This is a genomic window from Chloroflexota bacterium (assembly GCA_014360825.1).
In the GTDB taxonomy this organism is placed as follows: domain Bacteria; phylum Chloroflexota; class Anaerolineae; order UBA2200; family JACIWT01; genus JACIWT01.
Genome location: JACIWT010000002.1, coordinates 64,145 through 89,461, shown reverse-complemented (window position 1 = coordinate 89,461; position 25,317 = coordinate 64,145). Strand labels below are relative to the sequence as shown.

The window sequence follows — 25,317 nt, the reverse complement described above, 5'->3', positions numbered from 1 at the left end:
GAGAGAATAACGAAGCGGCAGCTCCATCCCTTCACAAGGTATTCGCTAGACCGAGTCGGATAAAGAACCATGGCGCACCAAAACTAACCCAGAGGCCAATGAGCCCATAGCGGAGGGCACGCAAATAGAGAGCACTGCCTAGTACAGCGCTCAGGCCAAAATAGATCAACAGCGTGACCACCATACCCGCCAGAAAGCGGATGACCCGCTTGCCTACCGCCCCATCCGAACGGAAACGCAAATACTCCGCGTCTAGCACTATGCCTATACCCAGACCCCAGCCTGCCCCCATCGCCGCCGCTGAATCTTTCTCTGGGCGGAGGATGAATAGCAGAATAGGCAACACGGTGACCAGCGTTAATTTGGCAATCAATGGCCACGCAGCGATACGTGCACTGTACGCTTGAACACCCCAATTGTAGGCCACGATAAGCAGAATTGCGATCGCTATGCCACCGATCACATCTTGCGGGTAGTGAACGCCGAGGTAGATGCGAGACAAGCCAACGAGTACAATAGCCAGTGCTGTAACGAGCCAGAACCACCTGCGGCGAAATTGCGTCGCCAAGTAGCCCCAAACGGTCGCGGTAGTCTGGGCGTGGCCACTAGGGAAAGCGTAGCCCTCGGCCTCGACCTTGACCTCCACTACCGAAGGGCTGGGGCGGGCTATCGCGAAGACGTTTTTGAGCACGGTGCTGATATAACTCGAATAAAGGTAAAGGAACCCCAGGCGCACGCCGATGCCCTTGTTGATAGACCAGTACAGCAGCGGTAGTACAAGCAGATAGAATTTCTCGTCACCAAGAAAAGTCACCGCTTTGAAGAAAGCATCTACGGTGCTATTACCCATAGACTGAAAGGCTCGGATAATCTCCAGACCCCAGGGGATTAGGGCATCCATTGTTACCTCCTGAATGTGTTGGCAGCCTGCTTTTATTAGGGCGCCGTCAGACAAGCCAATAAAATCCGGGCACACGCCACCATGTCAGCGATGGCAATGCATTCGGCAGTGGTATGCTCTTGGGTCATACCCAAGCCGATGTTGGCGACCTGGATGCCCGCCGCGTTGAAGATGTTGGCATCACTTCCCCCACCGCTGGGCAGAAGCAACGGCTCAACGCCAACTTGACGGCAGGCAGCAGAAAGCCGTTGGATAATCTCATCTTGCTCAGCGAGGGTATAAGCGCAATATTCTCGCTCAACTTGAAGGTCTACTTTGGCATTATGACGTCGTGCCGCCTCTTTCAGCGCCGACATCATGCTCTGCGTCTGGGCCTTGAGTTTATCCTCATCGCGGCTGCGGGCTTCGGCTTGGATCTCCACCCGCTCCGGCACGATATTGGTTGCCTGGCCCCCATGGATGACACCCACATTTGCCGTGGTTTCCGTGTCTATGCGACCCAAGGGCATAGCAGCAATGGCCTCGGCCGCCACACGGATGGCGTTGATGCCTTCCTCAGGGTGTGCTCCGGCATGGGCAGCCTTGCCGATGATAGTGGCGTATATCCTATCATGAGAAGGTGCCGAAACGATGATGGTGCCCGGTCCACCCCCTGCATCCAGGCCCACTCCAATGCAGGCGGCAAACTGCTGCAGGTCTAAACTCTTCGCACCGTTTAGCCCCGTTTCCTCTGCGACCGTAAACGCGATCTCCACAGGGTGGTGGTCCAACTTGTTCTCCAAGATCACACGGAGGACTTCAATGGCCACAGCCAGGCCCCCTTTGTCGTCGGCACCCAAAACGGTGGTGCCATCACTGTACACCACGCCATCTCGGATGAGAGGCTTCACGCCACGTCCTGGCGTAACAGTATCCATGTGGGCATTGACCAGAATCGGTTTGCCCACACCTGGTAACCGGGCGATCACATTGTTCATTGCATCTCGCTGCACGGCCAAACCCAGGCTGGCCAGCGATGAGACCAGATGTCGGCTGATGACCTCCTCCTCACCACTGGGGCTATCTATTTGCACTAACTCCAGAAACGTGCCGACCATGCGGTCAACGTTGATCATAGGCACCTCCCGGGCGGGAACATTCATTAGAGATAAGTTGGGTACGGATGGCAGCGGCTGTTTGCGTGATCGCATTCCAATCACCGGGTTTCAGGCGCCAGGGTGGGCGGATGCCGTCATCCCAGCGCCGGGGGATAACATGCACATGGAAATGAAGAACAGATTGATTAGCAGCCCGCCCATTGGCCTGAAAAAGGTTAATGCCATCCGGCCTCAGGGTCATTCCGATAGCCCGGGCCACCTTCACCACAGTGTGCATAACCGCTGCCGCGGTCTGCACATCTATCTCATAGATGTCCTGGACATGGACCTTGGGGATCACTAAGGCATGACCCTCGGCAACGGGATTGATGTCCATAAAGGCCATCGTGTGCTCATCCTGGTAGATAATCGCAGCCGGGGCCTGACCCGCGACAATGGCACAAAACACGCAATCCACGGGCTACTCCTGGTGAACGCTGGCTCGCTGAGGGCGAAAGCGCTTTCCCTCTTCGTATAGTTCAGCAGCACTGCGGCGAGTGGCCTCGCTATCCGGGCCGCCAAGCATGGCACCCAATTCCGAGATACGGGCCTCGTCGTCCAATATATCCACAAGGGTAACGGTGCGCTCGCCGACGACTTGTTTATAGATCCGGAAGTGGACATCGCCATAAGCAGCCAGTTGAGGCAGGTGGGTAACACAGAACACTTGATGACCCTCCGTCAGATTCCAGAGTTTGCGACCCACAACGGAGCCCGTTCGCCCCCCAATGCCCTGATCAATCTCATCGAAGATGAGAGTGGGCACTTGGTCGGCACGGCAAAGCACAGTTTTCATCGCTAACATCAGACGCGAAGTCTCACCACCCGATGCGATCTTGACCAGCGGTTTGGGTGGCTCGCCAACATTCGGAGAGATGAGAAATTCCACGTGGTCCAGACCTGTGGCGTCGAAGCGATAGGTCTTCCCTCCTATGGCCACTCCATCAGGTGCCTCCACCCACTCGATGGAAACTTTGAACTGTGCGCGGGCCATATTCAAATCACCCAATTCGCGCTCCACCGCGGCCTCCAGTTCGGCGGCGGCTTCACGACGAGCCTTGGAGAGTGCCTGGCCCAACACTGCGATCTGGTTGAGCAAATGGGTCTCTTTCTCCCGCAGTTCCGCAATGCGTTCCTCGTGATGGGTAATGGCCTCGAGTTCCGCCCGGGCGCGCTGACCATAGGCAATGACCTCCGCCACAGAGTCGCCGTATTTGCGCTTGAGGTTATAAAGCAGGTCGAGCCGTTCTTCTAACTGGCGCAAACGATGCGGGTCGAACTCAATGCTCTCTTGGTAATCCCGCAGGGAGCGGGCCAATTCTTCCAGTTGGTACAGCGCTTCCTCGGCTGTAGCGCGATAGGAAGCTCTCGTTGGGTCTAACTTCTCCAGTGCACCAATATCACGAATCACCTCTGCCAAATTGTCTATGATGGAGAGCTGCTCCTCTTCGCCTTCATTCAATCGGCGATAGGCATCCGCGCACAGGCCGGCCAGTTTCTCTGCGTTCACTAGGAGGTTGCGCTCACGGGCGATCTCTTCCTCCTCGTTCGGGTCCAGGCGTGCAGACTCAATCTCTTTGACTTGGAACTCCAAGAGGTCCACGCGTCGGGCCAATTCTCGCTCGTCTCGGATGAGGCCATGCAATTCCTCGCGCACGGCGCGCAGGGCTTGGACGACCGTTGCCAATTCGGCGCGTTGCTCCTCCAACCCCGCATAGCGGTCCAGGAAGATGAGGTGATTCCGCACACGCAGGAGCGATAGGTGCTCACTCTGACCATGGATGTCCACCAATCTTTGGCCAATCTGCTCCAGGAAGGATAATGTAACAGGGCGGTTGTTCACGCGGCAGATGTTGCGCCCACTGGCCTTGATCTCGCGGGCCAGAATGAGCGTATCATCCTCGCCTTCCAGCCCCCCCTCGCTCAACAATGGGCCGATCTCGCGGCGCACGGCCTCAGGCAAGCGAAAGACGCCCTCTATGCGCGCACCCTCGGTGCCAGAACGGATGAAAGTGGAGTCCGCCCGCCCGCCGAGCAGCATGCTAACGGCATCAATGATGATAGACTTACCTGCACCGGTTTCACCCGTGAGCACATTAAATCCGGGCGCAAAAGTCAGTTGCAAGTTGTCAATGATCGCGAAATTCGAGATGCTCAACTCCTCGAGCAAAGACCGATCACCTCCACGATCTAACGGAGCCGCGCAATTGCTGCTCCAACGCTTAAGACGAGATAAACTACATTGACCCGATAGACAAGTGCGAACAGCCTCGACCCAGTCAGGGCTGAACGGTTGAACAAAACACCCGTCAAATAGAGCGCAGGCACCAGGGCACCCAAAATAATGCAGGCGCTGACCAAAATCTGTATCTCCACACCCCGCTTGCCGTGTGTGATGCGGCTAACGAGTTCAGCAATACTGCCACCTGCAACAGGCCCAATGAAAAAGCCGAAGAGCAGGTTCACTTGGCTCATCACAAAACCCGCCAGGAGAGAACAAGGCAGGGCGACGACGGTAGCACGTAAGAGGTCGCTGGGGCCAACGATGTACATCGGCGAGCGCTGCAAGTTGGCGCATTCGCGGCAGCGCACTCCCACTGGCGTGCGTATCCCACACCGGGTGCAGATAGGTTTGCCGCACTTACTGCAGCGCAAGAGCGTTTCGATATCCGGGTGGTTGGCGCAATACATGACGTTGTTTTCGCCCGTCATCGTAGCCTATCCAACAGAGTCGCATAGAAATAGTTGGGGGGACGAAGCCTGACCAAATGGCACGAGTGCTCACTGGCGCGAACCATTACAATGTCACCGTCCTCTAGCGGGGCGTCTTTTTGCCCATCCACGGTGAACAGCGCGCCATACTCAGTCGAGACGTCCAATGCTACCTCGCACGTAGGTGGGAGAACCAGCGCTTGGGCAATGGTGAGATGAGCAGCAATCGGCTTCACCAGCAGGCAGCGCAGGCTGGGGTCTATAATAGGACCACCTGCAGCCAGGGCATAAGCAGTTGAGCCAGTGGGAGTAGCCACGATGACGCCATCAGCGACATAGGTGATGAGATACTCGCCATTCACCATAGTGGACACCCGAATCACTCGTGCGACCGCGGCCCGACTGACCACTATATCATTCAGAGCCTCATAACTCCCTATGGATTTTTTCCCACGGCGTAATTCGGCGCGGAGCATCAAACGTTCCTCCAGCCAATAATGACCGTCCAGCACAGTGGGGAGTTTGTCGTGCACTTCCCAGGGCTGTAGTTCGGCCAAGAAGCCAAGCCGCCCCATGTTAACGCTCAAGATAGGCACACCCAGCGGTGCAGCAATACGAGCCGCACGCACGATCGTCCCATCGCCACCCAAGGTGATCAGGAGTTCCGCATCCTCGGCACAACTGTGGATTTCGCCCTCATTCCAAGCCGATCCGCAGTGGACATCTATCCCATTATCAGCCAGCAAGGCTCTGATCTCCTCCGCCAGTTTCTGGGATGCTTCCAGTTTGGGATGGTGCAGGATGCCGATTTTCTTTACAACCGTTTTCGTCGGATGCTTCATTGTGCGCGCGCCTTTAGCCATTTGGGGATCTCCGACAACGACATGGTCACCTGCTCGCCGGCGGCCATGTGGCGGACAATCACTTCACCTCTCGCTATTTCGCCCTCACCCAGGATAACGGTGTAAGCGACGCCCGCTTTGTCAGCGGTTTTTAGTTGGGCTTTCAGACTGCGATCGCCGAAAGTCAGTACAGCGCCGATGCCATTCCTGCGCAGATCGGTCAGGAGCATCAGCGCAGCATCTTTGGTTTCCTTGCCAGTATAGGCCACCCAAACCAAAGGCTTCGGCAGGGGCGGCGGAGCGATGCGCTGGGCTTTTAAGAGCAAGATGATGCGCTCCACGCCTGCAGCGAAACCAACGCCAGGGGTATGTGGGCCTCCAATCGCCTCGGCTAAGCCATCGTAGCGACCACCACCGCACAGCGCTCCCTGAGCACCAATGCCCTCCGCCCACACTTCGAAAACCGTCTTGGTATAATAGTCTAGGCCACGCACCAGGCGATGGTTCTCGGTGTAAGGTCGCTTCAGCAGATCCAAATAGCGCCGGAGTTCCGCATAGTGAGCCCGACATTCGTCACACAGGTAGTCAGCACTGTGCGGAGCATCCTCGATGATAGGCTGGCAACCTTCGTTCTTGCAATCCAATAGCCGCATGGGATTGGTGTACAGCCGACGTTTGCAATCGTCGCAGAGCCTTTTTTCGTGTCGTCGGTAGTATTCCACCAACACTCGGCTATAGGTTGGCCGGCAGACTGGGCAGCCAATGCTATTGATTTGGAAGGAAAGTCCCCTGAAGCCCAGGTCCTCGTAGAGGTACCAGGCCACGCCCATCGTCTCCACATCCAAGGCAGCATCCTGCTCTCCGATGGCTTCCACATTCCATTGTGTGCTCTGGCGGTAGCGACCAGCCTGGGGGCGCTCATAACGGAAGATGGGACCAATGGAGTACAGTTTCACTGGCTGGGGTCTGGTGTGCAAACCATTCTCCAGATACGCACGCACCACCCCAGCAGTGAATTCCGGACGCAGGGTCAATTCTGTGCCCCCTCGGTCTTTGAAGGAGTACATCTCCTTCTCCACGATATCCGTGGCCTCGCCGATGCCGCGAGTGAAGAGGGCCGTCTCTTCGAAGAGAGGGACGTCGAACTGCTCCCACCCATGCAACTGACACACATGGTGAATCCGATCTGTGACATGACGCCAATAAGGGTATTCTTCCGGCAGGATATCCTGCGTGCCACGCGGTGCTTTGTACACGATTGACCTCGACGAGGTGTTAGATTCGCCGTTCAAGGCGGCTTAAGACTTATTATAATCACTTTTGGATGAGTTGTCCAACTGGCGAACGTATGTTCGAGTCAGGCTATGCCAGCCTCTTCTCACAATGCCCACGGTGCCCACAGCGCAGGCAACGTTGAGGCGAGTTGTGACTGGGTTCCACGTCTTGGGCATGCAAATCGGCGCGCAGGGCTGCCAAGGTATCGAATAGTCTTTGACGCAATTCGGGCGTGAACGGCACGCGGAACGAGGCGTTGGCATAAGAGACGATGCCGTAGGGGGATGCTTGACCGTAATTCTCCTCCACCAGGAGGCCATAGGCTGCCAGTTGCAACACGTCGGACGAGTAAGGTGATGTGGCAGTGCGTTTGGGCTTCACTTCCACGGGGATCACCGCATCGCCTTGCAACACCAAATAATCTGGCTTGCCGCTGAGACGATACCTTCGTGAGAACAAAGGGCGCTCCACCCGATGGCGCGCCCCCGTGTCTGAGTAAACCACCTCGCCCGCGGGGAGACCCGTTCTCTCACGCTGCCGATGAGCCAACCACAACAGTGCCAACCCCAGAGCAAGTAGGAGAACAGAGGATAGAAACGCCCAGCCTGCTAGATTCACTGACTACTTCCTCCCGTCCAGGGCATAATTACGATATGCGCCCCTTCAGGACCCCATTGGGTGAACCAACGTGCATCGTCAGGGTGAAGGCGAATGCACCCGTGGGATATAGGCCGCACGCCGAGGGCATCCAAGTCCTGGTACACCTTATTTCCATCCTCGTCAAGAGTGTAGGGAGCGCCATGTATCAGGATACTGCCATGGTGCTTGAAGAGGAACCAACCCTCGTCTTGCGTGGTGCCAAACGATGAGAACGTACCCCAGTACTTGCCTACCGTTCCTTCCCAGGCAGGAGTCCTAGTTTCCTCGTTGTCCGGAAGCCCCGTACTGCATGGCAGGACTCGTACCTGCACCCCATTCTCGTAAATGTACATCTGCTGCTCATCCTGATTCACTATAACGGATTTCGGATAAGGCGTTGGCGATAGGGTGGGAGAGGCAGTGGATGTCGGAGGAACGCGGGTTATAGTAAACGTTGGTTGGGGAGGAGCGACGCGGATCGTTGGGCTGGCTGTGGCGGTCAGGGGAACCGGCGTCGCGGATATCGCAGGGGTCACTGCTGTCGCAGATGTTGGGATCGTGGGTTGGCCTGGATCAGGCGTGAGTGATACCGTGGTGCAACCCATCAGGACTAGCACAGTGCAACAAGCCAGGATAATCCCGCGTGTACTGGAAGACATGACGCTTAGCCTCGCATTGAAAGAAAAAGCAGCAAAAGCGCGGCCAGTCCGGCTAGCAACAGGATCGCGTAGGCCAAGCGCTGCACAAAATGGTAGCGGATGACCGTCTCCCCATGGGCTAGGTGAGCCGATTCGCCAGCCTGCAAGTCCTCGATGTTCTCTGGGGCGTACCCCCGCACCCGTTCCAGCCACCAACTACGAGCACAGTAATCGTAGCGCCCCAATTCGCTGGCTCGAATAATCACATTCCTACTCATCTGGCCCGCCTCCAGGCATCATCCGGCTCTCGAAGTCTTGCAATGCCTGGCGCATAGCCTCTTGACGTATGGAGAGGGTCAGATCACCACGGGTGCGCTCGAGAACGGCGCGCAGTTGGTCTGTGGTGCGACGCAAGCCTCCGGTAATGGCGTCAGGATAATCAATGGTGATCAATTCGGCGTAGATGTCTTCCATCACCTCCAAGATGCGTTCACCCTGAGAGGCTTCGCCGTGGCGTATCAAGTCCAATGTATGCCGGCGCAACTCGCTTGACGCCTCGGCTAAGCCATTGAGATAGGCAGGGTATTCGACGCGGAGTTCTTCTGGCGAGGGCAGTGGTTCCCCATGGATGACGGCGTAAGTGACGCTTGCTTCTACGTACTCCTTCAGCGCATCTTGGGTGTATCCGGCATAATACAAGTCTGGGTAATCCTCTAAGTCCGCAGCCATGACCGCCGCTTCCTTTGCTGCCGTGTTCAGTAGCGCCTGGGCAGCGGCAAAATCGCCGCGGTGGGTAGCACGAATGGCGTTAGCACAGTGACGAGTCAGTTCCCGTGAACGGATCAGAGCCTGATCGCGAGCCGCATTGCGGGCTTCGAAATCGGCACGGATACGCTCCACAATGTCTTGTAGTCTACTCATTCTTGTTTGCCTTCAGATCAATGTTTGAAGCCCATCGGGCGTTCCACTTCAAATCCCTTGTCGGGCGTCTTGATCTCGCCAAACTTCTCCTCAAACTTGCTGAGATTATCACTCAGAGCCTTCAGCAAGAGTTTGGCATTCATCGGCGTCATCACTATGCGAGCGTATATCTTCGCTTTGGGCACGTTGGGCATCATTCGAGCGAAATCAATCACGATCTCGGAGGCGGAATGAGTGATCAACGCCAGATTGGCGTAAATGGATTCTAGATCGCCTGGCAGTTCCACGTTCAACTGCATTGGACGCATCTCAGATTGCTCAGGTTTGCTCATTTCAGTTCTCCTCTCTTTTCCTTAAGGCTGACGCTGGAAATCCACCCACACCAGTTTGCCGAAATACGTATGCACATCGAAAGGTACGTGCGGCAAGTCCACCAAGGTCAGTGTGAACGTGATCTCATTCGCCAGCCCATCGAAGGCATAGATGCCCTCGTAATTGGTTGTGGCGGGTGGGGCTGACCAATCGAAAGCGGAGATACCTACCCGAACGCCGGGAATAGGGTTCCCTTTCTCATCCAAGACCCTACCACGCACATAGATCTTGCCTTCTTCCACTGCCTCATATCTGACCAGACGGCCGACAAAGTAGCCGCTGGGTCCTGGTGTACCTGGGGGAGGAGTACCAGAAGCGCATTGAGTGGCCGCATCGTCGCGTTTGGCAGTGATACGGGGATCTGGAGCAATGTCCAGGGCCTGCTGATATTGATCGCGAGCCTTGCAATAATCGCCCTTGGTGGCGAGTACATCGCCGTGGGCGACGTAGGCGTCTATCAAACGCTGTCGGGCATCCTTGTATTGTGGTTGAATGCTATATAGGGTACGGAACGCCTCGATGGCGCGCTCCCAGTCCGCCCCCCAGTAACTCAAGCCCGTCAAATACAGGGAAGCGAGTTGTCTCTGGGTCAATACATCCAGGTCGCCTGGTCGCAGTTGCAGGGCCTGGTCAAAATAGCGGATGGCCTCTTCCAGGCGATCCTCCCCTACCAACTGAAGTCCACTGGCCCGATAAGCGTCGAATAATAGACTCCGCACCTCATCCCGCTCAAAGGCAGGGTCTAGGCTGACGATTTCCTCGAGCCGGTTGATAACCACACCCCAGTCCTGCCGGTTATATGCTTGGCGGGCCTCATTGTACAGGGTGATGAGGCGTTCGCCCAGCAGCCCCGGAGTAGGAGTAGGGCTTCCCTGGAGCAAAGCGCGAACTTCGACTAACTTGGCAGCCGCTTCGCTATGACCAGGGTTCAGGCTCACGGCGAGTTCAAATTCAGCCTCAGCCAATTCGTAGTTTCCCTGCGCCATAGCAGCCAGACCCTTATCATAGTGGGCTGCGGCGGCGGTGCGGTTGGTGCGATTGCGGTCCTGGAGGCCCTGGTACACTCCGACAATACCCAGGCCGACCACGAGAAGCAACGAGAAGCCGACCACCAAACCCAATAGCATAGCCCACCGGCCGCATCCACGTCTTGGGGCCGTTTGTACCTCTTCCTCGCCGACCGGTTCGGCAACGAGCGGGGGAGTCAGCGAGGGCTGGTCATTTCTTTGTTCTGTCCTCATCTCGTAGCCACAGTAGGGGCAAACCAGTGCGCCCTCGGGCAGTCGAGTGCCGCATACTTCGCAGTGCATGTATTCTCCTGTATGTTTAATATATGGCGAACAGTTCTTCACGGTATCTGCGCGCGGTCGCGCACGATCGTCCACACCTCGGTCCATTCCACCACCTGGCCTGGGCCAAGGGTGATATCGTCCTCTGGCCAGAAAGTCCGGCAGGGGCCGCCCCAGAGTTCGAAGTAGTCTGAGCCGTCATCAGTATAACTGCGATCAACGAAATCGCGACCGAAGGCGAAGAACTTGACGCCTGGGACCAGGTCGGGTGGGAAGCGGCGCACGAAACCCAAACCGGCATCATGATTGTAAGCGGCGACGGTATCAGCGGTCAAATCGGTAATGAACAAGCCGAGCCACTGGTTCCAGTTGCGGTACCACGAGAGGTCGCGTCCCTCGTGTTCAGGCCAGGACAAGATGCCGTGCTCGCCTGGCAGAGCGCGGTCACCCGTGCTGTGTACGATGGCCTGACGCCCGGGCAAAATGAACTCGGTGTTGCCGGTCACATGCGGGGAACCTAAGGTGAGCATGGCGTTCACCCAGAATTGGCAGCGGATGGGGTGATCGGTTGGGTTGGTCAAGCGTAAGCGGAGGGTAAAAGCAGGTTCTCCTGCAGACAGCGTAACGGTAACCTGTGCTTGGAGGCGGTCATTATCCTCGCTATTTCGTAAGATAATGCTGACCTGGTCAGCCCGCTCTACGACTTGATAAGACCAAGGCACACCCCACTCGTAGCCGTGTTCGTTCACGGGCAACGCCCATTCCATCCCCCCAGCCGCCAGCCACCAGTTCCTCTCGCGTTCCAAAGGGCCAAAGAAAGAAGGCTTGATCACGGGATTTTGGTAGAAGATGTTCTGCCCCGTGGGCTTGAGAACACATTGGTAGAGCCGCCCACCTAAGTCTGGCAAGAAAGTTAATCTCAGCAGATCGCTTTCCAACACCACCGCACGATAAGACTGCAGGACGGGGCTTGGCGCGGAGGCTTCATAGGACGACCGATCCAACCACAGCACAGTTACATTGTTTGTGTCGTCGTGCGACTCGCGCAGATAGTCGCGGAAGGGGTAGGTGGGTATCTGAATTGTGGTCGTATAGGTGCGCACCCTCTGGGTCACAATCCTTTCCTCAGGAGTAGGCGTGGCTGGTGCCATCACCTGCAAATCGAATGTGGTACGACCCGCGTTTCCTGCCTCATCCTGGGCGCTAATTTCAATTCGATGTGTACCAGGTGTCAGATCCTCTGTGTTTAGGTGATACGTCAAAAGCCCGCCCGCCGTCTGCGTCACTGTTCTCCCATCCACCGCCAATGCCATCCTGATAACCCCGGTGTTGTCCTGCGCACTGGCTGTGAAATCTATTGTCGCGCCCCATACCACCTTTTCTGGCATATGGCTCACAGTCAATTCGGGGGCAGCGATATCCACCATATCCTCTTCGATGCGCACTTCCTCGCCCTCGCGCATCACCACGGTACGCTCCAGAGGCGCATAACCCTCTGCCTGCACGGTGAGAGCATGTTTCCCAGCCGGGAGTTCCACCGTCAGAGGCGTGACCCCAAGCGGTTTGCCGTCCACGATAACCCGCGCTCCATCCAGCTTTGTGGCGATTCGAAGACGAGCGAAAGCCCGGGTAGGAGTGGGAGCGAAGGTGGGTTCGGGTGTGGAGCCACTAGCACAGCCAACGGCAAGCGCCAGCAACAAGAATAACCAGATAGCAGCGGTGCGTCTCATCGGTCAGATTATAGCGGTTTTTGATGGTGATGTCGAATACTGCTTCTGAGACAAGACGCCACTGCACGAGCACTGGTTCCCATTGCATCTGGTCCAAGAATATGATATAATTGCTGCCGCGAATCGCCAGAAAAGGAGTCCCATGTTTGAACACATCCTCAAAGTCATCCGCGATGAATTCTCCGGCCTGCGAGCCAAGGAACATGTGGCTGCCATTAGCCAGCATCACCGTATCCAGGCTAGCCCCGGCTTCCGTGCCGCCGCGGAATATTGCCTGGCCCAATTGAGCGCGGCCGGCGTGGATGCAGAAGTGCTCAGTTTCCCCGCTTCAGCAAAGGCGCGCTATTGGACTTCTCGGATGTTTCAGGAATGGGAAGCAACCGAGGCCACGCTCGATCTCATCGAACCGGAAGAAAAAAGGACCCGCTTAGCCGATTTCGCCTCGCTCAAAACCTCGTTGATACAGCGCAGCCGCGCGGTAAAAAATCTCGAGGCCGAAGTCGTTCTGTTGGAAGATGGCACGAAGGACGAGGATTACCAAGGTCTGGATGTGCGCGGCAAAATGGTACTTACCAGCGGGGATGTAGAGCGGGTACGGTGGTTTGCAATAGAGAAACGCGGCGCCGCGGGCATCCTTTTCGACGGGATGCGATCCACGCCCCCCGTCCGCGAGCGAATGGATCTCCCCGATGCCCGCCAGTACACCTCTTTCTGGTATGGCCCTGGGGACAAAGAATGCCTGGGCTTCGTTCTCAGCCCTCGCCAAGGCGAGAGTTTGCGTGCCTTAATCAAAGAACGCCGGCGCAAAGGTGAGCCACCAGTGAAGGTGCGCGCCAATATCGAGAGCCGCTTCTGGGAGGGGCAGACGGAGGTGGTGACTGCCCTGGTGCCAGGCGAAGGGGACGAGGAGATTGTAGTGGTAGCCCACTTGTGCCACCCTCAGCCATCGGCCAATGACAATGCCTCTGGCAGTGGCGCGGCACTGGAGATAGCCCGTGTCTTGACCAAACTGATCGAGCAGGGCACACTCCCGCGCCCCGCTCGGAGCATCCGTTTCCTCTGGGTGCCGGAGATGACGGGGACTTATGCCTACCTCGCCACCCAAGAGAAAGACCTCCACCGCCTTATCGCCGGGATCAATCTCGATATGGTGGGCCAGAACCAGGATCTTTGCGGCAGCAGTTTCCTTATCGAGCAACCGCCTATGTCACTGCCGTCGTTTGCCCCCGACCTCCTTGAGCGCATCCGTGAGTCGTTGCTCACCCAGGCCGAAAGCCACACCGGCACGGGCGGCTACGCCCTCTTTCGCCATGCCGTAACGCCTTTCTCGGGCGGCAGCGACCACTACATTTTCTCTGACCCAACGGTGGGTGTGCCCATGCCCATGCTCATCCAGTGGCCAGACAAGTTCTATCACACTTCGGAGGACACGCCCGACAAGACCTCTCCAGAGATGCTCGCCATTGTGGGGATTCTGGCCGCCACGTATGCTTATTTCCTGGCCTGCGCTGGACGAAATGAAGCCATCTGGCTGGGCACAGAGATGGTCGCACGGTACAAGGCACGGGTGGCGCGACGTGTTCAGGATATTGTGGCTGAGGCACTCGCTGCAAAAGAGGAGTTCGCCCTCGCCAGCCAGTTGGAGAAATTGGACCGGGAGATCGGGTTTCTCCTCGATCGCGAATGCGAGGCCTTGGCGACATTGACACGGCTGGCACCGGATGAGGACTGGCTGGTCACTGACCTGGCAAACGAGGCTCGGTGCTTCACGCGCCATGAAATCGAACGCGCCCGCGAGGTCATGCAGCGCCGTGCCGCTGATCTTGGACTCAGCGGGCTACCGCCTGCACCGAAACGAGAGCCAGATGAGTGGGAGGTGAAAGCCGCCACGATGATCGTGCGGCGTAAGTATCCCGGCCCCATCTCCCTCACGGGTGAGTTGGGTCGTCTTTCCACCGAAGAGCGTGAGGCTTGGTTCGAGTTGGGCGAGAGCCATCGCCAGACAATCCGAGTGCTGCCAACACTACTAACATACTGGTGTGATGGCAGACGCACCCTCTTGGAAGCCATGGATTTGGCAGAGTTGGAGTCCGGGATGCGCGATCCAGAAGTGGCGGTGAAGTACTTTGAGATGACCACCCGACTGGGATTCACCACGATCCGAGGGTGAATATGTATTTGGGACCGCGGAGACAGCGCCGACCCTGGGGCGCACTGATGGCAATCGTGGCCTTGGCAGCAGGGATCTACGTCTGGCATTTCCAGCCAGATCTCGTGCTGAACCTCGGGAAACCACAGCAAACGCCGACCCCGACGGAGTTGAGCAGCGCTGCTCACTTAGCAATGGGTGATGATTACTTCAGCCAAGGCAAAGTGGACGAGGCGCTGGCCGAATACCAGCGCGCCGCCGAACTCGACCCCAGCAATGCCACCGCCTACGCCCGTTGGGGGCGGTTGCTGGCCCTGCGTGGGCGCTACAGCGAAGCAGTGAATGTGGCACAGCGAGCGGTGGAGATAGATGCCGAAAATCCGGAGAATCAGGCCATTCTGGGCATCGTATTGGACTGGGCAGGGCGCTACGATGAAGCCATGCGCGCCTGCCTGCGGGCTACCGAGTTGGACAGGACATACGCCCTGGGTTACGCCTGCCTGGCTGAGGTGTATGCCGACAAGGGTGAATGGCAGCGCGCCCAAGAAACCGCGGAATACGCCGTCCAATTAGACGAGAACGATTTCTACGTGCGACGCAATCTGGCTTACGTGCTGGAACGCCAGGGGAAATACAACCAAGCGATTGACGAGTACGAGCGGGCCGTTGCCCTGCAACCCAATCTCAGTTTCCTATACGTGAGCCTGGGGCGCAACTGGCGGATCTTGGGGGATTACGAGATGGCCAGCGAGCAGTTCAGGAAAGCCAGCGAGGTGGACCCTCGCGACCCCATTCCGCTGGATAGTTTAGGGTTGGTGTACTTCGACCAGGGCGATTACGACATGGCCGCCGCGCAATTCGAGCGGGCCATCCAAGTTGCGCCGGACTACGGGCACGCCTATGGTCACCTGGGCTGGTGTCATTACGTGCGTCGCCGCTATGAAGAGGCCATCCCGCAATTCGAAAAAGCCATTTCCTTGGGTGCGATCTCCATCGAGTACTATTACGAATTGGGGCTCTCCTATGCCTACACGGATCAGTGTGAGAAGGCGATCCCGTGGTTCGAGGCGGCGTTGGAATTGGATCCCAATTCGCAGCCCGCGCTACAGGGCCTGGATTACTGTCGGGGGCGTCTGTAGGGAACGCCCCTGCGAGCGAAAACTGTAAATGCTCTCCTACGCCTTAGCAAACGAACGATATGAAGTCACCACTCTCAGGATAAGGAGGTAGTTGTGGCTCGTCGGAAAGGGAACACAAGCCAAATCATCTTTTGGGTGATCAGCGCCATCGTTGTGCTGAGCATGATATGCAGCGGTTTGTTCATGATCTATCAGCCGCGCCAAAGACAGCCGCGTCCCACAGTCTCCCCAACTATGGTGCCCGCCAGCCCAACCGCCAAACCCTCATTGCCGCCGACGCTACCTGTCCCCACCTCCACCCCAACCCTGGAGATTGCCCCCGCACCTCCTCCGCTCCCCTCCCCTTCCCATCCCACACCAACGCCGAGATAGCCAGGATGGGGGGCAAATCGCTGCCCTCATCCTTACACACATCTCCAAAAAGCCATTGCCCCGTGTGAGAGTTGCTGCACTCTTACCCGCGCGGTATAATAACTGCCAGATCGAGGTGGCAGACCGTGTTCTTCGATGAGGCGAAAATCCATGTGCGTGCCGGAGACGGTGGTAACGGGTGCGTCAGTTTCCGGCGCGAGAAATACGTGCCTCTGGGCGGGCCCAATGGGGGCAATGGTGGGGCGGGCGGTGATGTGTACATCGTGGCCAGCCGGCATCTGAACACGCTGCTCGCCTTTGAGAAGAAACGACACTTCAAAGCCGGGCGCGGTGAGCACGGGCGTGGCAAAGACCAGCACGGCGCGCGAGGCGAGGACGTCCTCATAGAGGTGCCCCTGGGCACCGTGGTGCGGGATGCAGAGAGCGGAGAATTGCTGGCCGATCTGGTGGCAGACGGACAGAAGGTCCTGGTAGCCAAAGGTGGACGAGGGGGTCGTGGCAACGCATCCTTTGCCACGCCGACCAACCAGGCCCCTCGCATCGCCGAGAAGGGCGAGCCCGGTCAGGAACGCTGGCTCACGCTGGAACTCAGGCTCATCGCCGAGGTGGGCATCATTGGCGTGCCCAACGCTGGCAAGTCCACCCTGCTCTCGGTTATCAGCGCTGCCCGCCCAAAAATCGCCGATTACCCCTTCACCACACTGATCCCCAATCTGGGCGTGGTGCACGGCGAGAGGCGGGACTTCGTGGTGGCTGATCTCCCCGGCCTCATCGAGGGGGCACATCAGGGTCGCGGCCTGGGCGACAGGTTCCTGCGTCATATCGAGCGCACGCGGCTGCTCATCCATCTGCTGGACGGCGCATCCCAAGATCCGCTGGCCGACTACGAGGCCATCAACAAGGAAATGGCACTGTTCGACCAGACTCTGGCTGAGCGGCCCCAGATCATAGTGCTCAACAAGATGGATTTGCCAAGCGCGCGGGAGGTTTGGCCGCGCATTCAGGAGGCAATGGCGGCGCGAGGGGTGACCAGCCACGCCATCTCTGCCATCACTGGCGAAGGCGTGCGCGACCTCTTGCGCATCGTGGAACGCACCCTGGCCGAGTTGCCCGAACCGGAGCCGGTGGAAGAAATGGTCATTCTCCGCCCAGCATCGGCGATGGAGGACCAGAGTTTCACCATCTCCACGGAGAACGGCGGTTACCGCGTTTCCGGCAAGAGGATCGAGCGCATCGCCGCTATGACGGATTGGAACAATGACGAGGCAGTAGCCCGGTTTCAGCGCATCCTCAAGGCGATGGGTATCTGGCAAGCATTGGAAGAGCGGGGCATCCAGCCGGGCGACACCGTCTGGATCGGGGGCACGGAATTGGAATGGCAAGAATGAGCGAGGAACAGCGTCGCATTGGGGTGCTGGGGGGCACGTTCGACCCCATCCATTACGGGCATCTGATCATCGCTGAGGACGCGCGCGCCACATTGGGATTGGAGCGGGTATTGTTTGTCCCGGCGCGCCGCTCGCCGCTGAAGCAGCCTCATTCCTCCGCCCCTGCCCATCACCGCGTCCGTATGGTGGAACTAGCCATCGCCTCCAACCCACATTTCGAACTGTCACGGGTGGACCTGGAACGGCCCGCTCCCTCCTACACGGTAGATACCCTGCGTTTGTTGCAAGAAGCATGGGGACCGCGGGCGGACCTTTATTTCATCATCGGCGCGGATTCTCTGGCTGACTTGCTGCGGTGGCATCAGCCCGAGGAAATCATTAGGTTATGTCACCTTGTCGTGGCACCGCGCCCGGGTCATCGCGCCGACTTAGAAGCCCTGGAAACCCACCTGCCAGGCATCACGGCTCGGACCATCCTCCTGCATTCGCCAGAGGTGGGCATCGCCGCGGTGGATTTGCGGCGCCGCGTGCGTGAGGGTCAATCCATCACCTATCAGACACCGCCCGAGGTGGAGGCTTACATTCGCGAGCATCGGCTTTATCTGCCGAGGCGATTGCGAGCATAAGACCAAAGGATTGACTTGGCGAGATCAACCCTTACAGCGCCCTACTCCACCGCTCGTTTGCTACCCTTAAAACCTGACGCGCACCGTCGCCAAGCCACGGGGACACAGCGGCACATGGATGTCGCCCCGCCAGCCCACAGTCAAGTCGGCCACGTGCTCTTCGCTCAGGCTCACCATTGCCGCTGCACGCGGCACTCGCCAGAGGCGTAATGTCGCCTCCATTGGCTGCGCTGCGGCGTTATGCAGCCGCACGATCAGGCCATCCCCCTGCTCCGGCAGTTTGATGGCGGTTACGATGACGGATTCTGGGGTCACTTCCACGAGAGGCAGGCTGGGCGGCAGGTCACCGTCGTGGATATCGGAGCCGATGGCACGGAGAGGCGCGTTGAAGGCGTGAGCCTGGGGCAATACGGCTGACCAATCTCCGGGGTGCAAAGCAACCGCATAGTGGAAAACGTGTTCACCAAGGCACTGGGCACCGGGGGTTTCCAGCGCCGGGCCGGCATGTCCCACCCGACAAGCCATATCATCGCGGGAAAGCCAGCCTACGCAGCGCAGGAGGGTTAGGGCCAAGGTCACCGTCCCATCGGGGTTGCGTATCGCCTCGTACTCCGGCAGCCCGCGATTGAGGAGAGCGAAGCCCTGAAGGCCATCGGTCACGTCCACAAAGTTCTGCTGAGGATGGGTGGGCACGGGTTGCTCCATCCAGTTCTCGGTGTGGGCAGGCAAGGTCAGGCCCCGGCTCACCACATCGAACGTGCTCTCTGCCCAGGAGGTCTCCGCTATGAGCCCAGTGGGAAAATGAACCCGCAGTCGATGGTCCTCGGCGCAGTTCGTCACCCGCGCCTCGAAGTCCACCCGCGGTACGCCGGAGTAGAGCGTCGCAATGGTAACAATGGGTATCTCTACCATTTCATCAGACCGCCGCTCACGCCCTTCCGCAAGCCGCGCTGGCAGGCGGTACGCCATCTTCATCTGTATCCGCCAGCGGACTGGGCCGCATTCCAACACCTCGATGATCGGCGGCGCGACGGGTGCGTCCACAACGGTGTCTGACGGAGGGGCACAGTAGTTATACTCGTCACCGCGGTCACCGCCATCCACAAAACGGTTCAGAGATGGGTATTCTTCCAGCGTGTTCTTGTCCACCAGAGTAAAAGTACCATCGGGTTCCGCCCGCAATAGGTAAAATTCGTTCTCGATCGCACTTTGACTGCAATCGGCGGGAACGGGCTTGTCCGCCGGTTCACCAGGCACCAGCGCGTAGGTAGCGTAACCGTGAGGTGGCACGTCATGGGCGACAAAGCAGAAAGCCACGGTCGTCGCCAGATGGGCTTGAACATGGTAAAGACACACCTGCTCCTCCGACAGCAGGGCTTGTATAGTCGCTATCCCGGCCTCCACTTCCGCCATATCGGGTTCCATATTCGCCGCCAAGCTGATATCCACTTTCACCTGATCGCCCTCGCGGATGGCACGTACTTCTTGCACAGCGAGGCCCATCACCTGGCCCCCTCGCACCATTGCCAGTGCCCCGCGCAGAGTATCCGCATCCAGATCAAGGGACATAAGGTCACCATCCCGCACACCCAAGACTTGATAGGGTACTGCGTTCCCCTGGGCATCACGCAGCACGAAGCGACTTAAACTGCCGGGCACTTGCACTTCCGTGGTGACGACGTCGGTGCGGTGATGGGAGAGGGGATTCAAGACCACGAGGGCGCGAGCGGGCCTGCCGGTCTCTTGCTCGTCGTCCGTGAGAAGAACCATCGTGTCTATCGCCGAGGCGAGGCGGACTAGGTTTTCCGCCACCAGCCGCCCGCCGATCTGCTCGACCCAGTCATAACGGCCCACCATATCGGCGTGGGCGGCGTCCACGCCACACCCGCATACCGAGTCGTGGGCCTGATTCTGGAGCAGATAGGTCCATGCCTGCCAGGCCAGAGATGCATCGCCACGGTCCTCACCTGTCACCCAACGCGCGAAGGCAATGGTCGGCTCCACCCACTTCTCCAGAAGCGTCTGACACTCCACGTTGCGCTGTTTGATCCACATCCGCGTGGAGAGCACGCCTGGCAGTAGATGATGTCTCTTGGGCGAGCGCAACTCACCGCTGATACGCGGCAATGCCAGGCTGTGCAGATCCTTCTCTCCCTCGGACCAACCCAGCCGCTCTTTCACCATCTCGATGTACTGGGGCAGTGTGCCATGGATAAGTTCCGCCTCGCCCAGAGAGCGACGGACCTCGACCAGGCGATTGGGTATCTCGGGCTGGGGCCAGAGGTGGTCGGAGCCATTCATCAGGAGGAGAACCCCGGTGGCTGAGTACGGGGCCAGGCTCTTGGCAGCGCGACGGATCGCATGCAGGAATTCCTCAGCGCTGCGAACCGGCAGGTTGGCGGCGTTGTCATAGCCATCGCGCAAGTAAGAGACCAGCACGGCGCTGCCATCGGGGCTTTCCCAGACCAGTTCGAGCGGGTGATCGTCCAAGCCGCGGCGGAAGATGGCAGTGTCTATGCCGAAGCCGCGAAGGATCTGCGGCATTTGGCTGATCTGCCCAAAGGGATCGGGGATGTAGCCCACGTTCATTTTGGCTCCGAAATCGTGGCAGATGCGGTCGCCCAACAGGAGGTTGCGAATAATGGATTCTCCGCTGACCAGGTTGAAGTCGGGGAGAGTGTACCAGGGACCGATGAGGAGCCGTCCCTGGCGGATGAGCCGCTGCAAGGCAGCCTCCTGTTCAGGACGGATCTCCAGATAATCGCGGAGGATAATCGTCTGGCCGTCGAGGGTGAAATGAACGAAACGAGCATCGCTTTCAAGGAGATCGAGGAGCGTGTCCATCATCCGCACGAGCCACAGACGATAAACTTGAAAGGGTTCGTACCACTCGCGGTCCCAGTGGGTGTGGGAAAGAAGGATCCAGGTGCAGGGCATAGGGCAGTCTCCATCTATTCGGTGTGAGATTAGGGATGAATCACGGTCGGCATGAATATACTTCGTGAGCATTGGGGGCGTCAAGTTGGAGGTGGAGCACGAAGAGAAAGGGATTGGCCGATTTTGCCTTTCCGAGGATTTTACGGTATAATATCTTTGTGGAAACCCAAAAGATACCCACCATTCTGATTGGTCTAGGCAACATCGGACGCGGGTTTCTCAAACTCCTGCGAGATAAAGGCAGTGTGCTGCGCCACCGTTACGGATTGGAGATCACCGTCGTCGGCGCAGCCGACACCTCTGGCGCTGCCTGGCGTGCAGAGGGCCTGGATCTCGAGACCATCCTCAGCCTCAAAAAGACTAGACGAGGCATCGCCGCATATCCCGAGTGCGGCCATCCTGGCCTCCCAGCAATAGAGCTCGTGCGCCAGGCCGCAGCCGACCTGCTCATCGAGGCCTCGCCAGTGAACCTCCGCGATGGACAGCCGGGCCTGGGTTGCATTGAGACCGCTCTGAAGCATGACATGGACGTGGTAACTGCTAACAAAGGCCCTCTCGTACTCGCCTACTCGCGCCTGATGAAAATGGCTGCCGACCATGGGCGACGCATCGCCTTCAGCGCCACCGTTGCGGGAGGCTGTCCGGTGCTCAATATCGGTAGTCGTGATTTAGTCGGTGCCACGGTAGAGCGCGTGGAGGGATGTTTCAACAGCACTACCACCTACATCTTGACCCGGATGTTAGAAGAAGGGCTGGGCTTCGATGAGGCAGTACACGAGGCCCAGAAAGCCGGTATTGCGGAGGCGGATCCGTCGCTGGACATAGATGGCTGGGATGCAGCCAATAAACTGGTGATCGTGGCCAATGCAGTGCTGGGTGTTCCAGCCACGCTGGCCGACGTAGAAGTCACTGGTATCCGCGCCCTCTCGCTGGAAGACCTACGCCGTGCCTCCGAGGAGGGGCGAATCATCCGCCTTGTGGCCACAGCAGAGCGAGAGCACAGTGGTTACAGACTTCGCGTAAGCCCACAGGCTCTGGAGCACCGGCACCCTCTGGCGGGGTTTGGCAAGTGGGGTATGGGAGTGGTATATTATACCGATACGATGGGCGTGATCACATCTACCATCGAGGAGGAAGGGCCTGGGGCCACCTGCGCGGCGGTGTTGCGCGATGTTATCAATCTTTACCGCTAATGCGCATGGAAATGACTGAAGGGACTACCAGGAGCAACACACGGAGATCAGAGCCTCACTCACGAGGCACAATCTCAAATTCGCAATCTAAAACTCGTTGAGGAAACCGATGCCCAATTACAATGCACTCCGTCTATGGCTCGCAGTTCTAATCCCTCTGGTTCTAACCACTGGCTTTCCGGTCCCAGCGGAGGCCCAGACACCTGCCTGGCTCGAACCCCGCGCCCTCAACATCACCGATCTGGTGGGCCAGGTGCCCGACGATATTCTGCGCGGTGGCATTATCTCCTATGGAAATAACGGCATCGTGGTGTTCGATTCCAGCACGACAAACGGCGACACTTTCACTATCCAAGCCACCATTTACGGGCGCGTTACGTATCCATCCTGGTTTGACGGTCGGCCCATCACCCAGTTTGGTGGCTTGGGACAGATGCCGGTCTATGACCACATAGGCAGCGCCGCACCTGAATCTTGGCTACGCATCTACGCCAACGGAAAAGACGTCACGCGTTCGCTTCTGGCCGGTTACATCACCCCGGCCGATCTGCGTCCTCCCACGGCCGGGCCATATACTTGGCAGCGCTATCCGCGGACAGAATTCGCCCTCCAATTCGGCTTCGATGGCGTGCGCATTCCCGCCAATATGGGCAGCGATTTGCACCTCGTAGGCGATTACCCTACTCTCACGGGCGTGTTTACCTTCCGCCTATCCGACCGCCCAACCGTGCGTTATTTGGGTTCAGTTTCTAAACGCTGGCAGACTTACATCAGGGAAGGTAATGTGGGCGCATTCCAGCCGCTGATGAATCAGTTACTAGCGCGTTATGGTCCGCGGCACGACCGGGTGCGCTTCGAGGCTCCACCTGAGGCTAATTATGTCTACATCGTCTACCCACCATCGCCTGGCGACCCTTACCACGCCGAACCGGCCAATCGTCCGCGTCCCGTCGGCGGTACTGTGCGCTTGACGCCCGGTCAGAACCAACTCGGCGCCGACCTGACCTTCTCCGGGGCTTTCCCACTGCAAATCGCTTGGCTGGATGCGGACCAGTCCATCGCTGAGTATCTGGACGTGTTGGTCGGCAGCAATAAAGTAACTCCGCCGGAACTGGTGATCCCGGCCGGGATGCCTTACAACGATTGTTTCACCCGCGGGGATTGCAGCAATAGCATCTTAGACGCCATCTACAACGCTTCGATGCCGTTGGACGTGCATTTCCTCCAGGTAGATTATGCAGTGCCGTACAGCGCATACGTTCCACTGCGCATGGCAGGCCCTGCCTGGCAGCAGACAGAGGCCAAGGCCGCGCGCAGCGGGGGCGAGGGGGAGTACGTCGTTTTTCTGCCCGTGGCGAAACGCGGCGTGTACGTGGGGCCAGAGGGTTGCCCCTGTGGCGTTTTCACCGCCGACGGGCGGATGGTGAATTATCTGGCGATGGAAGCGAGATGATCATCTAGGCCGAGATATTAGGGTCTCTCTCGGCTTCAGCCGTAAGATGTCTGCACTATAGTTTGCCTGCCAACTACTTGGCCCTCGCGCAGATACACTCGCGGGACCCTTGGCAGGAGAGCAGCTACTGTCTCATAATTGTTGGTACCCACCAGTGCACCGATTTCCTCGGCGTTGATCTCCTCTTCGCCCTGACGCCCCAGCACCACCACCTCATCATTTTGTTGAACATCCGGGATGGCGCTCACGTCCACCATAAATTGATCCATGCACACTCGCCCGATGATTGGGACGCGCTGGCCGTGGATGAGTACCGCACCTTTGTTAGACAGACCGCGGCGGTACCCATCGCCATATCCTATGGGCACCAAGGCCACCGGTGTCGGTCTTGCAGTTACATACGTGCGGTTGTAACTGATGCCAGAGCCCGCTGGCAGAGTGCGCACCCGCGCCACATGGCTTTTAATGGTCATCGCGGGGCGTACGGGGACCACCATTTTCACTTCTTCGGAGGGACGCAGACCATAGATAGTGATGCCACAGCGCACCATATCCAGGTGCATCTCGGGGAGGCTCAGTGTAGCTGCACTATTGGCCACGTGCTTAATGGGAATGGCAATGCCTGCTTCCTCCAACTGCCGTGCCACCTGACAATACAACGCAAACTGCTGGTAAGTGTACGATTTATCCGCCTCATCGGCACAAGCGAAGTGAGTCCAGAAGCCTTCTAGGAAAAGGCCGGGCAAAGACACGAGCGCCCGCGCGAAATCCAGGACTTCGCCCGGCAAAAGGCCAAAACGGCCCAGACCTGTATCCACTTTCAGATGAACGGGCAGGGGAGCAGCCTTTTGCTGGGCCACCTCGGCGGAAAGGGCCTGCGCCAGTTCCAGTGTGTTCACCGTTGGGGTGAGGCGATGGCGGACGATGTCCCCCGCCTGCGGCGGTATGGCATAGCCCATCACCAGGATGGGCGCAGCGATCCCGCCAGACCGCAATTGGAGTCCCTCGTCCACGCGAGCGACGGCTAAACGCGACGCACCACCCTCCAAAGCCGCCCGAGCCGCAGGCACAGCGCCATGACCGTACGCATTCGCTTTGACAACCGCCATCAACTCAGTCCGCTCACCCACGTATTTTTTTAACTGACGGGCATTGTGGGCAATAGCGTCTAGGTCTATTTCCGCCCAAGTAATCTCGTTGTGCAACCCCTTCCTCCTTCGAAATTACCGCCGGCTTACCGGCTCCCATAGACTTGTACGACAAGCACCCAAGGCATTTCTGGCAGGATCTCCGCCTTGGCATCCAGCACATAGTAAACGTCTTGTTTCCAAGTTGCGTCAATCAAGAGTTCTGCTCGGCTTGCTGTTTTCCAGAAATGGGGTCGAATCTTGTGGTCTTTTTCTTGCTCATCATTGAGATAGCCAAGGGATAACTCCAAATCGCCATCGAGTTGCCGACACTGAACCCAGAAGTCCGCTGCCTGAGGAACACGGAAATGGAGATAAGTGAGGGGGCGCACGAGAGACAACTGAAACTCCACACCCGCCCCTGCTAGGTCCTCCCAGATAAGGAAAATCTCCCGGGAGTCCACGCTTTCCTCCCTCG

The 25,317-nt window shown here is 58.2% G+C and carries 25 protein-coding genes; 7 read left to right on the top strand and 18 right to left on the bottom strand.

The features are described 5' to 3' along the window. Positions 1 to 31: 31 nt before the first annotated feature. The 15 genes from H5T64_01720 to H5T64_01650 all read right to left on the bottom strand — a co-directional run bounded on the left by H5T64_01720 (position 32) and on the right by H5T64_01650 (position 12,609). Complete coding sequence (locus H5T64_01720) at positions 32 to 901, bottom strand: phosphatase PAP2 family protein (protein ID MBC7263056.1); 870 nt, start codon at positions 899 to 901, stop codon at positions 32 to 34. A 35-nt stretch (positions 902 to 936) separates the two neighbouring features. Next, the gene (locus H5T64_01715; protein ID MBC7263055.1) at positions 937 to 2,016 is read right to left on the bottom strand and encodes a M20/M25/M40 family metallo-hydrolase; all 1,080 of its coding nucleotides are present in this window, start codon (positions 2,014 to 2,016) and stop codon (positions 937 to 939) included. Further along, positions 2,003 to 2,455 carry an HIT family protein gene (locus tag H5T64_01710; protein ID MBC7263054.1) on the bottom strand — a complete coding sequence of 151 codons (453 nt, stop codon included), beginning with the start codon at positions 2,453 to 2,455 and terminating at the stop codon, positions 2,003 to 2,005. Before H5T64_01710 ends, H5T64_01715 begins: the two co-directional genes overlap by 14 nt. 3 nt (positions 2,456 to 2,458) lie before the next feature. Then, on the bottom strand, positions 2,459 to 4,207 hold the full coding sequence (recN, locus tag H5T64_01705) for a DNA repair protein RecN (protein MBC7263053.1): 1,749 nt from the start codon (positions 4,205 to 4,207) through the stop codon (positions 2,459 to 2,461). A gap of 20 nt (positions 4,208 to 4,227) precedes the next feature. Beyond that, on the bottom strand, positions 4,228 to 4,749 hold the full coding sequence (locus tag H5T64_01700; protein ID MBC7263052.1) for a hypothetical protein: 522 nt from the start codon (positions 4,747 to 4,749) through the stop codon (positions 4,228 to 4,230). Then, the gene (locus tag H5T64_01695) at positions 4,746 to 5,612 is read right to left on the bottom strand and encodes an NAD(+)/NADH kinase (GenBank protein MBC7263051.1); all 867 of its coding nucleotides are present in this window, start codon (positions 5,610 to 5,612) and stop codon (positions 4,746 to 4,748) included. Before H5T64_01695 ends, H5T64_01700 begins: the two co-directional genes overlap by 4 nt. Beyond that, on the bottom strand, positions 5,588 to 6,850 hold the full coding sequence (locus tag H5T64_01690) for a histidine--tRNA ligase (protein MBC7263050.1): 1,263 nt from the start codon (positions 6,848 to 6,850) through the stop codon (positions 5,588 to 5,590). The genes H5T64_01695 and H5T64_01690 overlap by 25 nt, the downstream gene beginning before the upstream one ends. Before the next feature lie 103 nt (positions 6,851 to 6,953). Beyond that, positions 6,954 to 7,484, bottom strand: coding sequence for a Dna2/Cas4 domain-containing protein (locus tag H5T64_01685; GenBank protein MBC7263049.1), 531 nt, complete (start codon positions 7,482 to 7,484; stop codon positions 6,954 to 6,956). Beyond that, positions 7,481 to 8,164 (bottom strand): L,D-transpeptidase family protein, encoded by a 684-nt coding sequence (locus H5T64_01680; GenBank protein ID MBC7263048.1) that lies wholly within the window; start codon positions 8,162 to 8,164, stop codon positions 7,481 to 7,483. The genes H5T64_01685 and H5T64_01680 overlap by 4 nt, the downstream gene beginning before the upstream one ends. 5 nt (positions 8,165 to 8,169) lie before the next feature. Next, entirely contained in the window at positions 8,170 to 8,421 is a 252-nt protein-coding gene (locus H5T64_01675) for a hypothetical protein (protein ID MBC7263047.1), read from the bottom strand. Next, positions 8,414 to 9,064, bottom strand: coding sequence for a haloacid dehalogenase (locus tag H5T64_01670; protein ID MBC7263046.1), 651 nt, complete (start codon positions 9,062 to 9,064; stop codon positions 8,414 to 8,416). Before H5T64_01670 ends, H5T64_01675 begins: the two co-directional genes overlap by 8 nt. Before the next feature lie 17 nt (positions 9,065 to 9,081). Then, complete coding sequence (locus H5T64_01665) at positions 9,082 to 9,396, bottom strand: DUF3467 domain-containing protein (protein MBC7263045.1); 315 nt, start codon at positions 9,394 to 9,396, stop codon at positions 9,082 to 9,084. A 21-nt stretch (positions 9,397 to 9,417) separates the two neighbouring features. Further along, positions 9,418 to 10,746, bottom strand: a complete 1,329-nt coding sequence (locus tag H5T64_01660; protein ID MBC7263044.1) for a tetratricopeptide repeat protein — start codon at positions 10,744 to 10,746, stop codon at positions 9,418 to 9,420. A gap of 38 nt (positions 10,747 to 10,784) precedes the next feature. Then, on the bottom strand, positions 10,785 to 12,455 hold the full coding sequence (locus tag H5T64_01655; GenBank protein ID MBC7263043.1) for a DUF5107 domain-containing protein: 1,671 nt from the start codon (positions 12,453 to 12,455) through the stop codon (positions 10,785 to 10,787). Continuing rightward, positions 12,394 to 12,609 carry a hypothetical protein gene (locus H5T64_01650; GenBank protein MBC7263042.1) on the bottom strand — a complete coding sequence of 72 codons (216 nt, stop codon included), beginning with the start codon at positions 12,607 to 12,609 and terminating at the stop codon, positions 12,394 to 12,396. The genes H5T64_01655 and H5T64_01650 overlap by 62 nt, the downstream gene beginning before the upstream one ends. On the opposite strand from H5T64_01650, the gene H5T64_01645 reads away from it, so the two are divergent. From H5T64_01645 to H5T64_01625, 5 genes are all read left to right on the top strand, one after another. After that, entirely contained in the window at positions 12,598 to 14,625 is a 2,028-nt protein-coding gene (locus tag H5T64_01645; GenBank protein MBC7263041.1) for a DUF4910 domain-containing protein, read from the top strand. The two genes, H5T64_01650 and H5T64_01645, sit on opposite strands and share 12 nt — an antisense overlap. A gap of 47 nt (positions 14,626 to 14,672) precedes the next feature. After that, positions 14,673 to 15,743: a tetratricopeptide repeat protein gene (locus tag H5T64_01640; protein ID MBC7263040.1), complete on the top strand. Its 1,071-nt coding sequence runs from the start codon at positions 14,673 to 14,675 to the stop codon at positions 15,741 to 15,743. Between the two features lie 93 nt (positions 15,744 to 15,836). After that, positions 15,837 to 16,115 (top strand): hypothetical protein, encoded by a 279-nt coding sequence (locus H5T64_01635; GenBank protein MBC7263039.1) that lies wholly within the window; start codon positions 15,837 to 15,839, stop codon positions 16,113 to 16,115. Positions 16,116 to 16,240: 125 nt separating this feature from the next. Beyond that, the gene (gene obgE / locus H5T64_01630; protein MBC7263038.1) at positions 16,241 to 17,503 is read left to right on the top strand and encodes a GTPase ObgE; all 1,263 of its coding nucleotides are present in this window, start codon (positions 16,241 to 16,243) and stop codon (positions 17,501 to 17,503) included. Beyond that, positions 17,500 to 18,129 (top strand): nicotinate-nucleotide adenylyltransferase, encoded by a 630-nt coding sequence (locus H5T64_01625; GenBank protein MBC7263037.1) that lies wholly within the window; start codon positions 17,500 to 17,502, stop codon positions 18,127 to 18,129. The genes obgE and H5T64_01625 overlap by 4 nt, the downstream gene beginning before the upstream one ends. A gap of 66 nt (positions 18,130 to 18,195) precedes the next feature. On the opposite strand, the gene H5T64_01620 is transcribed toward H5T64_01625, so the two are convergent. Then, entirely contained in the window at positions 18,196 to 21,066 is a 2,871-nt protein-coding gene (locus H5T64_01620; protein ID MBC7263036.1) for a hypothetical protein, read from the bottom strand. 113 nt (positions 21,067 to 21,179) lie between these two features. Here H5T64_01620 and H5T64_01615 point away from each other — a divergent pair, with 113 nt between their 5' ends. Then, positions 21,180 to 22,259, top strand: a complete 1,080-nt coding sequence (locus tag H5T64_01615; GenBank protein MBC7263035.1) for a homoserine dehydrogenase — start codon at positions 21,180 to 21,182, stop codon at positions 22,257 to 22,259. A gap of 109 nt (positions 22,260 to 22,368) precedes the next feature. Then, positions 22,369 to 23,712, top strand: coding sequence for a hypothetical protein (locus tag H5T64_01610; GenBank protein MBC7263034.1), 1,344 nt, complete (start codon positions 22,369 to 22,371; stop codon positions 23,710 to 23,712). Positions 23,713 to 23,747: 35 nt separating this feature from the next. Here the strand turns inward: H5T64_01610 and alr are convergent, their stop codons facing one another. Together alr and H5T64_01600 are read right to left on the bottom strand one after the other, a co-directional pair. Further along, positions 23,748 to 24,917 (bottom strand): alanine racemase, encoded by a 1,170-nt coding sequence (gene alr / locus H5T64_01605; protein MBC7263033.1) that lies wholly within the window; start codon positions 24,915 to 24,917, stop codon positions 23,748 to 23,750. A gap of 29 nt (positions 24,918 to 24,946) precedes the next feature. Beyond that, positions 24,947 to 25,303: a hypothetical protein gene (locus H5T64_01600; GenBank protein ID MBC7263032.1), complete on the bottom strand. Its 357-nt coding sequence runs from the start codon at positions 25,301 to 25,303 to the stop codon at positions 24,947 to 24,949. Positions 25,304 to 25,317: the final 14 nt, after the last annotated feature.

Bases quoted from the DNA above. Each gene is read 5' to 3' on its own strand.
- H5T64_01640 (MBC7263040.1), top strand. From the start codon at position 14,673: ATGGCAATCGTGGCCTTGGCAGCAGGGATCTACGTCTGGCATTTCCAG.
- H5T64_01715 (MBC7263055.1), bottom strand. From the start codon at position 2,016: ATGATCAACGTTGACCGCATGGTCGGCACGTTTCTGGAGTTAGTGCAA.
- H5T64_01660 (MBC7263044.1), bottom strand. From the start codon at position 10,746: ATGCACTGCGAAGTATGCGGCACTCGACTGCCCGAGGGCGCACTGGTT.
- H5T64_01670 (MBC7263046.1), bottom strand. From the start codon at position 9,064: ATGAGTAGACTACAAGACATTGTGGAGCGTATCCGTGCCGATTTCGAA.
- H5T64_01695 (MBC7263051.1), bottom strand. From the start codon at position 5,612: ATGGCTAAAGGCGCGCGCACAATGAAGCATCCGACGAAAACGGTTGTA.
- H5T64_01655 (MBC7263043.1), bottom strand. From the start codon at position 12,455: ATGAGACGCACCGCTGCTATCTGGTTATTCTTGTTGCTGGCGCTTGCC.
- H5T64_01720 (MBC7263056.1), bottom strand. From the start codon at position 901: ATGGATGCCCTAATCCCCTGGGGTCTGGAGATTATCCGAGCCTTTCAG.
- H5T64_01675 (MBC7263047.1), bottom strand. From the start codon at position 8,421: ATGAGTAGGAATGTGATTATTCGAGCCAGCGAATTGGGGCGCTACGAT.
- H5T64_01700 (MBC7263052.1), bottom strand. From the start codon at position 4,749: ATGACGGGCGAAAACAACGTCATGTATTGCGCCAACCACCCGGATATC.
- H5T64_01610 (MBC7263034.1), top strand. From the start codon at position 22,369: ATGCCCAATTACAATGCACTCCGTCTATGGCTCGCAGTTCTAATCCCT.
- H5T64_01680 (MBC7263048.1), bottom strand. From the start codon at position 8,164: ATGTCTTCCAGTACACGCGGGATTATCCTGGCTTGTTGCACTGTGCTA.
- H5T64_01665 (MBC7263045.1), bottom strand. From the start codon at position 9,396: ATGAGCAAACCTGAGCAATCTGAGATGCGTCCAATGCAGTTGAACGTG.
- H5T64_01645 (MBC7263041.1), top strand. From the start codon at position 12,598: ATGTTTGAACACATCCTCAAAGTCATCCGCGATGAATTCTCCGGCCTG.
- H5T64_01625 (MBC7263037.1), top strand. From the start codon at position 17,500: ATGAGCGAGGAACAGCGTCGCATTGGGGTGCTGGGGGGCACGTTCGAC.
- H5T64_01620 (MBC7263036.1), bottom strand. From the start codon at position 21,066: ATGCCCTGCACCTGGATCCTTCTTTCCCACACCCACTGGGACCGCGAG.